The sequence below is a fragment of the Psychrobacter sp. KH172YL61 genome, assembly GCF_007182895.1.
Classification (GTDB): domain Bacteria; phylum Pseudomonadota; class Gammaproteobacteria; order Pseudomonadales; family Moraxellaceae; genus Psychrobacter; species Psychrobacter pacificensis.
Genome location: NZ_AP019516.1, coordinates 33,508 through 46,216 on the forward strand (window position 1 = coordinate 33,508; position 12,709 = coordinate 46,216).

At 45.8% G+C, this 12,709-nt stretch carries 13 protein-coding genes and 5 pseudogenes; 9 read left to right on the forward strand and 9 right to left on the reverse strand.

Annotation, left to right across the window (positions count from 1 at the left end; translation table 11 throughout):
- Window positions 1–71: 71 nt before the first annotated feature.
- The 6 genes from PKHYL_RS18410 to PKHYL_RS00185 form a co-directional block, all read right to left on the reverse strand.
- On the reverse strand, window positions 72–212 hold the full coding sequence (locus PKHYL_RS18410) for a hypothetical protein (RefSeq protein ID WP_442966170.1): 141 nt from the start codon (window positions 210–212) through the stop codon (window positions 72–74).
- A gap of 69 nt (window positions 213–281) precedes the next feature.
- Window positions 282–455 (reverse strand): hypothetical protein, encoded by a 174-nt coding sequence (locus PKHYL_RS18415; RefSeq protein ID WP_442966100.1) that lies wholly within the window; start codon window positions 453–455, stop codon window positions 282–284.
- 18 nt (window positions 456–473) lie between these two features.
- A complete protein-coding gene (locus tag PKHYL_RS00175) occupies window positions 474–1,016 on the reverse strand; it encodes an acyl-CoA thioesterase (RefSeq protein ID WP_071002642.1) in 543 nt (180 codons plus the stop codon).
- 118 nt (window positions 1,017–1,134) lie between these two features.
- Window positions 1,135–1,530: a hypothetical protein gene (locus PKHYL_RS18420; RefSeq protein ID WP_442966101.1), complete on the reverse strand. Its 396-nt coding sequence runs from the start codon at window positions 1,528–1,530 to the stop codon at window positions 1,135–1,137.
- A 23-nt stretch (window positions 1,531–1,553) separates the two neighbouring features.
- The gene (locus PKHYL_RS18425; protein ID WP_442966102.1) at window positions 1,554–2,138 is read right to left on the reverse strand and encodes a YheT family hydrolase; all 585 of its coding nucleotides are present in this window, start codon (window positions 2,136–2,138) and stop codon (window positions 1,554–1,556) included.
- 336 nt (window positions 2,139–2,474) lie between these two features.
- Window positions 2,475–3,077 (reverse strand): YigZ family protein, encoded by a 603-nt coding sequence (locus PKHYL_RS00185; protein ID WP_071002640.1) that lies wholly within the window; start codon window positions 3,075–3,077, stop codon window positions 2,475–2,477.
- Window positions 3,078–3,274: 197 nt separating this feature from the next.
- Here PKHYL_RS00185 and PKHYL_RS00190 point away from each other — a divergent pair.
- The 3 genes and pseudogenes from PKHYL_RS00190 to PKHYL_RS00200 all read left to right on the forward strand — a co-directional run bounded on the left by PKHYL_RS00190 (window position 3,275) and on the right by PKHYL_RS00200 (window position 5,313).
- Window positions 3,275–3,983: pseudogene (locus PKHYL_RS00190) on the forward strand (pseudouridine synthase).
- A gap of 330 nt (window positions 3,984–4,313) precedes the next feature.
- Complete coding sequence (locus PKHYL_RS00195; RefSeq protein WP_240365710.1) at window positions 4,314–4,625, forward strand: hypothetical protein; 312 nt, start codon at window positions 4,314–4,316, stop codon at window positions 4,623–4,625.
- 28 nt (window positions 4,626–4,653) lie between these two features.
- On the forward strand, window positions 4,654–5,313 hold the full coding sequence (locus tag PKHYL_RS00200) for a thioredoxin fold domain-containing protein (protein ID WP_240365711.1): 660 nt from the start codon (window positions 4,654–4,656) through the stop codon (window positions 5,311–5,313).
- Between the two features lie 207 nt (window positions 5,314–5,520).
- Here PKHYL_RS00200 and PKHYL_RS00205 read toward each other — a convergent pair whose 3' ends face one another.
- Window positions 5,521–6,126, reverse strand: a complete 606-nt coding sequence (locus PKHYL_RS00205; protein WP_240365712.1) for a DUF2939 domain-containing protein — start codon at window positions 6,124–6,126, stop codon at window positions 5,521–5,523.
- Window positions 6,127–6,585: 459 nt separating this feature from the next.
- On the opposite strand from PKHYL_RS00205, the pseudogene dnaJ reads away from it, so the two are divergent.
- From dnaJ to PKHYL_RS00235, 6 genes and pseudogenes are all read left to right on the forward strand, one after another.
- Window positions 6,586–7,709 (forward strand): annotated as a pseudogene (gene dnaJ / locus PKHYL_RS00210) (molecular chaperone DnaJ).
- Between the two features lie 185 nt (window positions 7,710–7,894).
- Window positions 7,895–8,724 (forward strand): annotated as a pseudogene (dapB, locus tag PKHYL_RS00215) (4-hydroxy-tetrahydrodipicolinate reductase).
- A gap of 137 nt (window positions 8,725–8,861) precedes the next feature.
- Entirely contained in the window at window positions 8,862–9,218 is a 357-nt protein-coding gene (locus PKHYL_RS00220) for an IS630 transposase-related protein (RefSeq protein ID WP_071002712.1), read from the forward strand.
- Window positions 9,199–9,711 carry an IS630 family transposase gene (locus tag PKHYL_RS00225; RefSeq protein ID WP_227517133.1) on the forward strand — a complete coding sequence of 171 codons (513 nt, stop codon included), beginning with the start codon at window positions 9,199–9,201 and terminating at the stop codon, window positions 9,709–9,711. The genes PKHYL_RS00220 and PKHYL_RS00225 overlap by 20 nt, the downstream gene beginning before the upstream one ends.
- A gap of 19 nt (window positions 9,712–9,730) precedes the next feature.
- On the forward strand, window positions 9,731–10,414 hold the full coding sequence (locus PKHYL_RS00230) for a hypothetical protein (RefSeq protein ID WP_240365713.1): 684 nt from the start codon (window positions 9,731–9,733) through the stop codon (window positions 10,412–10,414).
- Window positions 10,374–10,583: a hypothetical protein gene (locus tag PKHYL_RS00235; RefSeq protein WP_240365714.1), complete on the forward strand. Its 210-nt coding sequence runs from the start codon at window positions 10,374–10,376 to the stop codon at window positions 10,581–10,583. Before PKHYL_RS00230 ends, PKHYL_RS00235 begins: the two co-directional genes overlap by 41 nt.
- Window positions 10,584–10,665: 82 nt before the next feature.
- Here the strand turns inward: PKHYL_RS00235 and PKHYL_RS17905 are convergent.
- Window positions 10,666–11,842 (reverse strand): annotated as a pseudogene (locus PKHYL_RS17905) (type III PLP-dependent enzyme).
- Window positions 11,843–11,955: 113 nt separating this feature from the next.
- Window positions 11,956–12,511: pseudogene (gene def / locus PKHYL_RS00250) on the reverse strand (peptide deformylase).
- Between the last annotated feature and the right edge of the window lie 198 nt (window positions 12,512–12,709).

The window sequence follows — 12,709 nt, forward strand, 5'->3', positions numbered from 1 at the left end:
AGCCCAACCACATCATCACCGCTAATCAGCAAATTCCAATGATACGCCCTAAACAGACTGAATCTAGTTCTCTATTTCAACAAATTTATCGTTAGTATGATGCCGAACCCGTCTGGATCAGTCAGCTCAATACCGTTTTCATTCCAATAAAGATTTTGTGAGGTAACTGCTAGTATCTCTGCCTGTTTCGTTCTCTCTATAATGGCTTGGATTTCCTCTTCACTATCTAACTAAGTAAAATACGATCAAATTGTCCTTGTCAGGGATGATGGTTTGCTTTATCAGCGGAATAGGTAAACTCCATATGCTAATCCCTGATCGGGAAATCCTAAAAAAACACCATCGTAACCATTATGATCTTTGAAGCCGCCCAGCTTTTCCAGTCCAATAATATTCTGATAAAAATCAATAAGGGTGCCCAAATTATTGGTGTGCCGTGCATATCGAAATTTCATAAGTATCCTTACTCAATCCTAGTACTGCGGTGGCCATGGACGATCACGATCGCTCTCTATCCATTCGGCGACATAGCCGGTTGGCGGCATATCCCAATCAGATTGTCCCAATACTGCCAGTACTTGTGCCGTGTCAATCACCCGACCGCCTTTGGTCACGCCCGTACGCAGTAGCGCAGATGAGCAAGGTTTGCCCTTGACCCACATGGATTGTTCAATATAGAGCCAACGCGCATCGATACCGACGATTTTGGTTTTTAGCGTGACCTTTTCAAACGCACGAATACGCTTGCGATATTGGATGGTACTGCCAGCGATGACCAGACCCCAACGCTGTTTTAGCAGCTGCGTGCCAAGTCCGCTACGCACCGCAAAGTCCATACGCCCCAAATCATACAGCGTGAATACGCGACCGTTATTCATCTCCAAGAAGTTATCGATATCCGTCAGGCGACAGCGAAACTGGATCTCGCTGGTTTCTTTTAGGGTCAAGGTATCGCCCTTTTTTGCTTTTAAGGCGGCATGAGCGATGGTGCTGGCATAACGGATAAATGGGTACATAAAGTCGTCTCGAAGGTTTAAAGGACAGTATTAAAAATCGTTAAATTAGGAGCTATTGTCAGGGCTACTTAGGCCTATTTTTTACGTGACTCGACCCCAATCCAATTGAAGTACGCACTCACCGTTTCGGGTATCCAGTTAATATCAAATTTTGAAGATTTGCCATTAGTATTATTTTTGCTCGACCTTTATCTGAGCGATAACGCAAATAGCCGATATGTCCACCGTGCTCAGTATCTAAGATAGTGACGCTATCAGAGACATCGTTTGGTGTCGCGGTAAAGCCAATAAACGGATCGTCCTTTGCACTGATGAGTAATAAAGGCTTGGTCACTTTGATCAAATAGGGAAGGGCGGACGAGGCTTGATAGTAGTGGTTGTTAGAGCGGTAGCCATGACGCGGCGCGGTAAAGATATCATCAAAGTCACTGATGCGATTGACCGCTTTGATCGAGTCGATCTCCTCTTGAGTAATGTCATTGGCTAAGGCTTTTTTGATAATTGGGTTGAGCAAATAAGGCGTATAAATACGATGACTTAAAAGCTATGCATACTAAGCGCCGCTGATGACATATCAACAGGGGCGGAGATAACTACGGCACCTTTACAAAGAACCTTGTCTTCGTATTCGCCCATATATTTTGCCAGTGCATTGCCACCTAAAGAGACACCGACTGCATAGATATTGGCGTATTTTTCGCTTAGGTTTTGCAGCATGTAGTGCACTTCGCCCGTATCACCTGCATTATAAAACACCCGTCCACTAGCTGGAATACCACCACAACTGCGGAAATGGGCGACCACAAAGTGCCAGCCTTGCGCGTACATCTGATAAGCCAGAGCGCGGGCATAATGGCTATCGCTACTGCCTTCCATACCGTGGAACAAAACGATTAATGGCGTTTGTTCAAGTTCACCATTTTCTGAATGTTCTATAGGATGCGCATCATAAAAATCGTAAGCAATATCGCTTTCGTCCAAAGAGTCTTTTTCGACTTCGCGGCGATAAGTTGGTGCTTTTGGCGCAAAGAACTTGGGCAAGATGCTTTGCAAGTGTGGATTGGTCAGCCAAAAGGGCGGCTTAAAAGGCGCTGGAGAAAAGGGTTTGGTTGAGGTTGACATATTTTGGTCTTATTTAATGATCGTGGAAAAGCAAAAAAAGTAGCGTGGTGAGGTTTTTTATCATAACGCCAGCACTGACGAAATCCAATAATTTTCAGTGAACGCATGATTACTGAAATGGCTGACAAGCTAATAAATGGCGACTGAATACAACTATAGTAAAACCGTTATAAAAATGGTATAGCAAGATTAAACGCTATTTTTCGCAGCCTCTAGAGACGCAGTCACAGCAAGCAAGAAAAGTAGCATTTAATCGAGTGCGTTTTCTATGCTGTATCAATTTTATTGAGGTTCTACTATGTTTAAGCGGCTAATGAGAAAGGTTAATCAGGTTTTTTAGACTTCTGGCTGATCCAATACACGACCATCCATCGCCAGCCGCTCTTTTAGACTCTCGATATCTGCCTGTGCCAGTGTTGCGGTCAGCGTGACTTGTTTGCTATAGGCGACATCATCAATATGACCGCCCAAGCTCTCTATCATATAGCGGCATTGTGCCTCGGTCGCAAACTCTGCGAGTATCTGAATCTGTGTCATGGGTACATACGGGTTCAATGTCATCTCATCGACCGCGGCTTGGGCCGCGCCTGCATAAGCGCGCGTCAGACCACCAGCGCCCAGCTTGATACCACCGAAATACCGCACCACGATAATGATCACATTGCCGATGGACTTGTGCTGCAAGACATTTAATATTGGTCTGCCTGCGGTGCCGCTTGGCTCGCCGTCATCATCGAAACCTGCGCTGGTCGTATTGTCAGGGTCACCAATGATGTAGCCCCAACAAAAATGCCGTGCATCTGGATATTGTTCGCGCAGTTGTTCCACGTGAAACATGGCCTCTTCACGCGAGATCACCGGATACGCGTAAGCAATAAACTCAGATTTCTTAATTTCTAGGCGCGCGGTGACGGCGCGTTTTAGGGTTTGATAGCTCATATTTCATCAGGCTTAGGTTGGATATGGTAAACTTAGCTAACTGTCACTGTCGTCCATATTGGCCGCAGTATTCATTTTATTTTTCATTATAGTACCATTTCTAACCATCGAAGATAACGAGACGCTCATGGCTGAGTGCTGGTGTCGTTAGTTTCTGATTTAGGGCTGGTATCATAAAACCGATGGTAGTAAATAGTATGCGTTTAGATAAATTTATCAGTAAAGCCACCGAGCTGTCACGCAAAGAGTCCAAAAAAATCCTCCACGCCTCTGAGGTCACCGTCAATGATGAGGGTGGTCAAAGACCCAGGCCTCCATGTCGATGTCATCAACGATGAGGGTGATGTGGGCAGGCGAGCCGCTGTCAGTTGCGACAGGCAATCGCTATATCTTGCTGTACAAGCCTGAAGGCTTTGAGTGTACGCTAAAAGCCAAAGAACACCCAATTGTCACTGAGCTGATTGCCGTACCAGAGCTGGGCAGCTTGCGTATCGCTGGCCGTCTCGATGTCGACACCACCGGCGCGCTACTCATGAGTGATGATGGCGGCTGGCTACACCGTGTCACCAGTCCTAAGCATGAACATGCAAAAGTCTATGAGCTGACCCTAGCATCGCCGATGGATAGCGATGCCCAAGAAAAAAGCGGTGAAAAAAAGTCGCTGAAGGCATCTTATTAGAAGGCGACTATGAGCCGACCAAACCTGCTACGCTCGAGTTCATCGATGAGACACACGCCCGTCTGACACTAGAGCAGGGCAAATACCATCAAGTCAAACGCATGATGGGTTACTTTGGCAATAGAGTGACGGAGCTGCACCGCGCCAGTATCGGTCATATCAATCTAGACGGCTTAGAGAAAGGCGACAGTCGTTTCTTAACGCCAGAAGAAGTCGCCAAGTTCTAGTCTCTGACCTCTTTAGTATGCGCATCCATACTACTGTTTAAGTTATTATTTTAAATTCATCAGCAGCCACGACACCGTGTGCTGCTTTTGTTGTCAGCTATTTATGTTTGTGATTCTCTATCACTATTTCTGCGCTCTGCTTGTGTTGCCTATCTCTTAAAGCTGGGTAGCCATTTTGCAAAACTACGCTTTTATGGCTTTGCAAAAACCTTCTTTGTGCTAAAGTCTGTCTAATATTTTAATATATTCTTTTACATAATATAATTGCGATTAATAAGAGCTGGCTTTGTGAAGCGCTGCATTTATTAAAAACCAACTGGGATTGTTTCTGTGACATTATCTGTATTTAAATCTGCGAGCTTAATCAGCGTCATCTTATTAGCCACTACTGCTTGTGCCCAACCAAGTTCGGCGGATGCGACACGCACCCAATTGACCCAAAACAATCAAAGCATGCAGACGAGCAAAGCGGTAAGTGCAACTGTTGATAAGCGGTTGCGCCAAGTGCTGACCCAAGCCGGTATCAAAACGCAGATTACCTCCATTGCGCCGTCCAAATTACCCAATATGTATCAGGTAAACTTGGCGGGTCAGCCGCCGCTGCACATCACAAAAAGACGGTCGTTATGTCATCCAAGGTGAGTTAAAAAAGAATCCAAGCAAGCGGGTAGTGACCAAAACACCAGTACGCAGCACGAGTGCGCAGGTAGGCAAGCCTGTCAGTGCAGCAGTCAAATCGGTGCTGCTCAAAAATACGCGTGCGCTCAAAAACATGAGTGCAAAAACGCCGTTTTTTTATACCGCGGTACCGGGCGTGATTTGGGGCGCAACGCTAGAAGGAGTGCCTTTCTTGTTATCGGACGATGCGCAGTACATCACTGACGGTGAGATATCAGTGATCGAAAACGGTCAGTTTATCGGACTCGATGAGAGTTTTGAGCGTCGCAAAAATCAATCGGTGTTTGCGACATTGAATGACAGCCAGCTGATTACTTATCCAGCGACCAGTCCTGAGAGGGCGGTGATCTATGTGGCTGATGACGTCAACTGCCCGTATTGCCGTCGATTTCATCAGCAAATATCCATGCTCAATGCAAAAGGCGTCACGGTAAAAATCATTGGCTATCCGATATACGAGCAGTCCCCTGAGCAAATGCGTGGTATTTGGTGCCAAGATAGCGAGAGCAGTCGTCGTCATGCATTCGATAAGGCGATGCTACAAGGAGAGATGACACCTACACCAGCAAGCTGCAACGCCGACCACGTGACGCCCAATCGCGAAAAAAGCCGCTGGACTGGCAGTGATAGCAACGCCTGCTATCTACCGTGAGGATGGCGTGCTGTATCAAGCAAGTTTTGAGAGTCCTGAGTTTTTAGAATTTTTGGGTATCGAATAATCACATTGGTGTCGTTCACATTTTAGTGAATAAAGATTTTAAATCACGCCACAAAAAACCGCTTTATGAGCTGATTCATAAAGCGGTTTTTATCGTTTGACTTATCAAAATGTTGAATATCAAAAGCGGTCTCAATTCGTCTATGGCAAAACAATATCGACGATCTTCCACTGAATCAAGCCTTGGCGCTGCATCTCTATCGTGAGCGGATAGCCTTTGACTTGACCGCTGATAGCAAAGCAATTGATACCGCAGTAGCTCAATGTTGGCTTGTCACTATCGTTGCCTTGTGCGGCTTGTTGCTCAAGCTCCGCGGCTTGTTTTTTCATGACTTGCTGGATTTGGCTCTTGACCACCGCATCGACGTCGCCGCGCTGGATGATCAAGCTTTGAATGAGGTTTCTGAGATCGACCTGATCGCTTGCGATGGCCCATGCCGCCGCCAGCTCTTTGGTTGCTGTATTGGCTTGACCCTGAGTGTTAATGACTTTTTCGATATTTTGCGGGGTGATGGCACCATCGACGGCCTTTGTGATAAAGCCGTTGGCTGCTTGGGTTAATGCGTCTCCGCCGAGCTCAGCGATTAATGGATACTTTGTCATGGTCGTGGCAAATTGATCAGTCAGCTGATGTTGAATGCTTGGACGCACTTGCTCGTAATCAATGGTCGCTGCGATAGCGGCACCGTCTTTGACCTCATAAGCATTTTTGAGCTGATACGCACTGTAATAAGGGGGAGCCTGCATAGACGGCTACGGCAATGACAATCAATAAAACAATCAGCTTTTTCATAAGATGGGGAACCTTGTCGCAAACGTCATGGGTATAAATGACCGTAGATATGGCGATAAATACTAGCACGACTCGTCATTATTCAGGTATGAAAAGCTTTGTAGTAATCTTAATAAATCGTGTATATCGCAACCTAACTGCCTTAACTACGAATTTCATGACTTAAGCGCTTGATAAATCAGCAGACCATCTCCATAAATAGCGCAAACTTTTATAATTGATTTGGCTAAGTAGCCCCCACCGTATTTTTCGTTACATGCACATATTATCATCCTGTGACATTGTGGTTTGCCATGTTTCACATGAAACGTTGCTGTGTGATTGTGTATGAGATGAAGGCCGTCAATGGTAAAAGCTGATCAAAGCTAATGAACTGACGAGCTGGTGGTGCTACGAAGACGATAGGAGAAACCATGAGTAAACGCGATTTTTATGAGTATTAGGTGTCAGCAAGACCGCTGACAGCAAGGGAGATTAAGCGAGCTTACCGCAAGCTTGCCATGAAATATCATCCAGATCGCAACTCTGATGACCCTGATTCTGAAGACAAATTCAAAGAAGCCTCAATGGCTTATGAAGTACTGAGCGATGAAGAAAAGCGCTCAGCGTATGACCGCATGGGTCATGCTGCCTTTGAAAATGGCATGGGTGGCGGTGCAGGCGGCGGTAACTTCCAAGACATCTTTGGCGATATTTTTGGTAACTTTGGCGATATCTTTGGTCAATCACGTGGCGGTGGTGGTGGACGCACGCGTCGCGGCTCTGACTTGCGCTATGTGATCGAGCTCACCCTCGAAGAAGCAGTACGCGGCTGCAAAAAGAAATCAGCTTCACCGCGCCAGCGCCATGTGACACTTGTGATGGTAAAGGTGCCAAAGATGCCTCTGATGTCGTGACCTGTCAGATGTGTCATGGTCAGGGTCAAGTGCGCATGCAGCAAGGTTTCTTTGCCGTGCAGCAGACTTGTCCGCAGTGTGGCGGCTCTGGTAAGCAAATCAAAAACCCTTGCCCTGACTGTCATGGCAATGGCGTCAAAGACAAATCACGCACGCTAGAAGTATCTATCCCAGCGGGCGTCGATGATGGTGATCGCGTCCGTCTGGCAGGTGAAGGCGAAGCTGGCGCCGCAGGCGTACAGAACGGCGACTTGTATGTCGAAGTACGTGTCAAACCGCACAACGTCTTTACTCGTCAAGGCGCGGACCTCTATATGGATGTACCAGTCAGTATCACGGATGCCGCACTTGGTAAAGAAGTTGAAATCCCAACCTTGGATGGTAAAGTAAAAATCAAAGTGGCAGAAGGGACGCAGAGTGGCAAACTGCTACGTGTACGCGGCAAAGGCGTGACGCCAGTACGCACCACGATGAAAGGCGACTTGATCTGCCGTGTGGTCATCGAAACCCCTGTCAATCTGACTCGTGAGCAAAAAGATCTATTGCGTCAGTTCCAAGATACGTTAGATGATGACAGTAAGCATCAGCAGTCGCCACATAAAAAATCATTCTTTAAAAAGATTGGCGATTTGTTTGACTGATTATTTAACTCAGACAGACTGTTGCTAGATAGCCATACTGAGAGTAAGCCCAAAGGTTTCACATGAAACCTTTGGGCTTTTTCTCTGTGCTGATAAAAAACCACTCAGTTAACGATATTTGTTAAACTGACGATAAATGATATCCAAAAATAACCCACCAAATATAAAGTATGTAAGGTAGCGATATGAGTCAACAAACAACAGAACAAACCATTAAAGTTGGTGTGATCGGTGCAGGTGGTCGTATGGGTCGTATGCTTATCGAAGCGGTACAAAATAATCCTAAGACCATCCTGAATGCAGCGATTGAGCGCCAAGGATCGAGTCTCGTCGGCGCGGATGCAGGCGAGGTGGCAGCTATTGGACGTTTAGAGGTGCAAATCGTTGACGAGCTAGAGGCTGTAATTAATGACATCGATGTGCTGATTGACTTTAGCTTGCCTGATGCGACTGAAAAAACATGCAAGTTTGTGCCGAGCATAATGTCGCGATGGTTATTGGCACCACAGGATTTAATGAGGCGCAAGAGCAGGTATTGGCAAAAGCCAGTGGAAAAATCGCTATCGTCTACGCAGGTAACTATTCAACCGGCGTTAACCTGTCATTGAAACTACTTGGTATGGCAGCCAAAGCATTTGGCAATGATGCTGACGTAGAGATCATCGAAGCGCATCACAAACACAAAATCGATGCCCCATCTGGTACCGCATATATGATGGCAGAAGCCGTCGCAGAGGCGCGCGGACAGAATCTAAAAGACGTCGCTATCTACGGACGCGAAGGACAAACGGGTGAGCGTGAGTCGGGCACGATTGGTATTCATGCCGTACGCGGTGGAGAGATCGTAGGCGACCATACCGTGATGTTTATCGCTGATGGTGAGGTGGTTGAGATTACTCACCGCGCACGAGAGCGCATGACCTTTGCCGCAGGTGCTGTACGTGCCGCAACTTGGGTGACTGAGCAAGCCATTGGGCAATATGATATGCAAGATGTGCTGGGTCTAAATGATTAGAGCGCATTGACGATGACTTAAAAAAGGTGAGGAGATGCAGGTGAGTCGTATACGTATAAAGCACGAATTGGCTATAGTCAATCCCACTTAAAAATGTTATAAACTAATTATCAAACCCAATTGTTATTATAAAGACCATGACTTACTCACTAGATTTTCGCAAACAAGTGCTAAAAAGCTTAGACGAGGGTATGACCTTTGCCGAGGCAGCTGAATTCTATAACCTCAGCCCAACCACGATACAAAACTGGAAGCGGCGTGTTCATAGCAAAACAACCAGGCAAACCAAACCCTATAAAATACCAGATGACGTGCTACTTAATGATGTTAAAGAACATCCTGATGATTACCAGTATGAGCGAGCCCGTCGTCTAAACTGTAGTAAAACAGGCATTTATCATGCCCTAAAGCGCCTAGGCATCAGTCAAAAAAAAGACATTAGAGCATCCAAAAGCTTGCCCAATAAAAAGAGCGGTGTATCAGGGAAAGCTTAATAGCTTTACGCAGCAAGGCTATCCCATCGTTTATATGGATGAAAGTGGCTTTGAGTCTGAAACCATTCGCTCTCATGGTTATGCACCGATTGGTAAGCCTTGTATCGATAGCTACAACTGGCAAGGTAAAAGGCGAACCAACGTTATTGGTGCTCTGTATGAAAAGATGCTGTTTGCGCTTGATTACTTTGAGACAAACATCAACAGCATTGTCTTCTATCACTGGTGCAAACACAAACTAATCCCAAGTCTTAAAACAAAATGCGTGATTGTGATGGATAACGCCAAATTTCATAAAAGCAAACGCATTCAAAAGCTACTAAACAGGCACGGGCATCGTATTCTTTGGTTGCCGCCGTACAGCCCAGACCTAAACCCTATCGAAAAGAAATGGGCTCAAGTGAAGTTTCTACGCCAAGGCTGGATGGAAAACGACTTATCCAAATTGTTTTATGATGTTTGTCCTAGCCATAACAATTTTATTTTGAACTGACTATAGTACCATTCTTAAGGTGAATATTACCAAAAATATAAGCTTGCCCGCGTTTGCCCTAAGTCTGGCTGTCCTACCAATCACCGTACAAGCCAGTAACGTCCAAACCTATGTGATTGACACTTATGGCGGCGTGTCGCTACTGCCAGTGGTAAGGCAACAACTCAATAGTAGCGCTGATGGCGGCACCGTCAGCATCTACCAAGGTAAGCTAGTACTAATAACAACACCCCACAATTATCAAATGATACAGCAGCTACTCACGCAGATTGACCGTCAGCCACAAGCGCTCACAGTCGCTGTGCGTGTTGGCAATAGCAGCAGTGTTCAGGATAATATTCGTCAGGGTCAGGTTATTATTACCAAGCGCAATATTCAGGGATCGGGTGTTTGGAATCAAAGTAACGGCCAGAAGCAAAGCAGCAGTTTATATCAAGTACAGACGCTTTCTGGTAGTGCCGCTAGTATCAGTACCGGCACGCTCTATTCATTGACGCAGAACTATCGTGCCACTATTCAACCAAATTATCACTATCCCATTGACCGTCAGCCAAGCGCGCAAATTGTCATTCAGCAGCAGGTACTACCGCCAACGACGCAAGGCATTACTGTCACACCGCGTCTACTACCGAATGGTCAAGTCGAAGTGAGGTTGTCACAAGTTGAAGAGCGACTGGCGCGATCCAACTCATCCCTACAATAGGTACGGCACGAGCAGTAATAGCATTCAAAGTCAAAGTCTGAACAATACAATCATTGTGCCGCGCGGACAATGGGTGACGATCGGTGAGATTTCACAACGCTCAACCAGCAGCGGCAGTCGAACGACCAATAGCATTAATAGTGTACCGATAGCTTTATTGGTTCAATAGCTCATTATGCAAATGGCTAAATACAAAAAAGCGCGGTGTTATTAATAGCACCGCGCTTCTCTATAGATGATAGGTTCAAACCCTAGTCAATATAAACCACTTCAAGCGGCGGAAATCCATTGAACTCAACTGATGAATACGAGTTGGTATAAGCACCCGTGGTGAGCCAATAGATTTTGTCACCAATCTCAAGCTCCTCTGGTAACTGATAACCTGCTTCTTCGTACATGATATCGGTTGAGTCACAAGTTGGCCCTGCCAATACGACTGTCCCTTCACTGGTAGACGTTTCCATCTTGGGAGTATAAACAGGATATTTGATGGCTTCGCCGAGCGTCTCGATTAAGCCTTGGAATAAACCAACATCCGTATAGACCCAGCGCGCCAAATCTGTGTCTGATTTGCGAGAGATCAGTACCACATCACTCACCAAGACACCTGAACCACCAACGAGTGAACGACCTGGTTCTAAAATAATCTCAGGCATCTCATCTGCATCGTAGTCATCAGTCAAATAGCTGGTAATCTCTTCTGCATAGACCTTAATAGGATTGACTTCGCTGATGTAGTTGGTTGGGAAGCCGCCACCTAGATTGATCATTTGTAGCTTGATGCCTTCTTCGTTCTTCATCCAGTCAAACATATATTTAACTTTGGCTAATGCATCATCCCATGCCGCAACGTCTTTTTGCTGGCTACCCACATGGAACGAGATACCATAAGGTACCAAGCCAAGCTCACGCGCCTGAATAAGCAAATCAATGGCCATATTAGGGGTGACAGCCAAACTTACGTGACAATGGCCATTCTGCTGTCTCTGATCCTTGTACCAATATGCGCACAAATACTTTAGAACCAGGGGCATGTTTAGCAATATTTTTAAGGTCTGCTTCTGAATCAGTCGCGTACAGATCGATACCTTTTTCAAAGGCATATTTGACATGGGCGGCTTTTTTGATGGTGTTGCCATAAGAAATGCGTGATGGCTCAACACCGCAATCCAGCACACGATCCAGCTCATAGATGGAGGCACAGTCAAAGTTAGAACCAAGCTTTGCCAGCAGATTGATAACTTCAACCGCAGGACTGGCTTTCATCGCATAATGCAGTTTGGCATTCGGGAACAGGCTGACCATCTCATGATACTTAGTCTCGATACGACTTAGATCCACCACTAAAAACGGGGTCTCACGACCCTCAGCAGCTTTGGTAAATTTCTGCCAGCTGGCAGGGTCAAAATATTGGTCAATTTTGATCATGGTCATAGTAGTAAACCTTTGGTGAGAACAGTATCTGCTAAAAATTGGCACCATCTAGTGGATATCAGAGAGTAACATCCACTATAGGCATCATTATGTAAAGGAGAAAGAGATTAAGAATTGATCGGTTGTGACTGCTGCTCAGCGGACTGGGCGCCTTGCTTTTCGCGCATCTTGAGGACTTTACGAACTTTATCACGGGCACGTGTCTGTTTCAAACGAGACAGGTAGTCGACGAATATCACGCCGTTGAGATGATCCATTTCGTGTTGGATACAGACGGCAAGCAAGCCTTCTACCACCCTCATCAATGACGTCGCCGTTCTCGTCTAATGCTTCGATACGTACTTTATTAGGGCGCTCGACTTTGTCGTAGACATCTGGGACCGAAAGACAGCCTTCTTCGTACGGTTGTTTTTCTTCTACCAATGGCGTGACCTTTGGGTTGATAAATACTCTTGGGGCACTTTTGTCTTCAGACAAATCCATCACGATGAGCTGAATATGACGATCGACTTGGCTTGCAGCAAGGCCAATGCCCTGAGCATCATACATTGTCTCAATCATGTCTGAGATTAAGGTTTTGATTTCAGCAGTCACTTCCTTGACTGGCTTGGCAATCGTGCGCAAGCGGGGATCTGGGTAACTTAAGATAGGGAGTAGTGCCATAACGCTCACCTCAATGATAGGGACAAAATAGGGTTGATATTATAAGATAAATGGGGACAAAAGTAATGCTTATCAATACTTTCCCGTCTATATCAGGTCTCATGCATTCACAAATTAAAGATTTTTATAGGTATCTGGACACAAAAAGCCTCACTTATGAACTGCCCCCATAAGTTGGACACAACTTATGGGGTATTT

Excerpts from the sequence above, each read along its gene's own strand:
- PKHYL_RS18425 (WP_442966102.1), bottom strand. The coding sequence starts at position 2,138 with ATGTCAACCTCAACCAAACCCTTTTCTCCAGCGCCTTTTAAGCCGCCC.
- PKHYL_RS00220 (WP_071002712.1), top strand. The coding sequence starts at position 8,862 with ATGACTTACTCACTAGATTTTCGCAAACAAGTGCTAAAAAGCTTAGAC.
- PKHYL_RS00175 (WP_071002642.1), bottom strand. The coding sequence starts at position 1,016 with ATGTACCCATTTATCCGTTATGCCAGCACCATCGCTCATGCCGCCTTA.
- PKHYL_RS18415 (WP_442966100.1), bottom strand. The coding sequence starts at position 455 with ATGAAATTTCGATATGCACGGCACACCAATAATTTGGGCACCCTTATT.
- PKHYL_RS00205 (WP_240365712.1), bottom strand. The coding sequence starts at position 6,126 with ATGCAGGCTCCCCCTTATTACAGTGCGTATCAGCTCAAAAATGCTTAT.
- PKHYL_RS00185 (WP_071002640.1), bottom strand. The coding sequence starts at position 3,077 with ATGAGCTATCAAACCCTAAAACGCGCCGTCACCGCGCGCCTAGAAATT.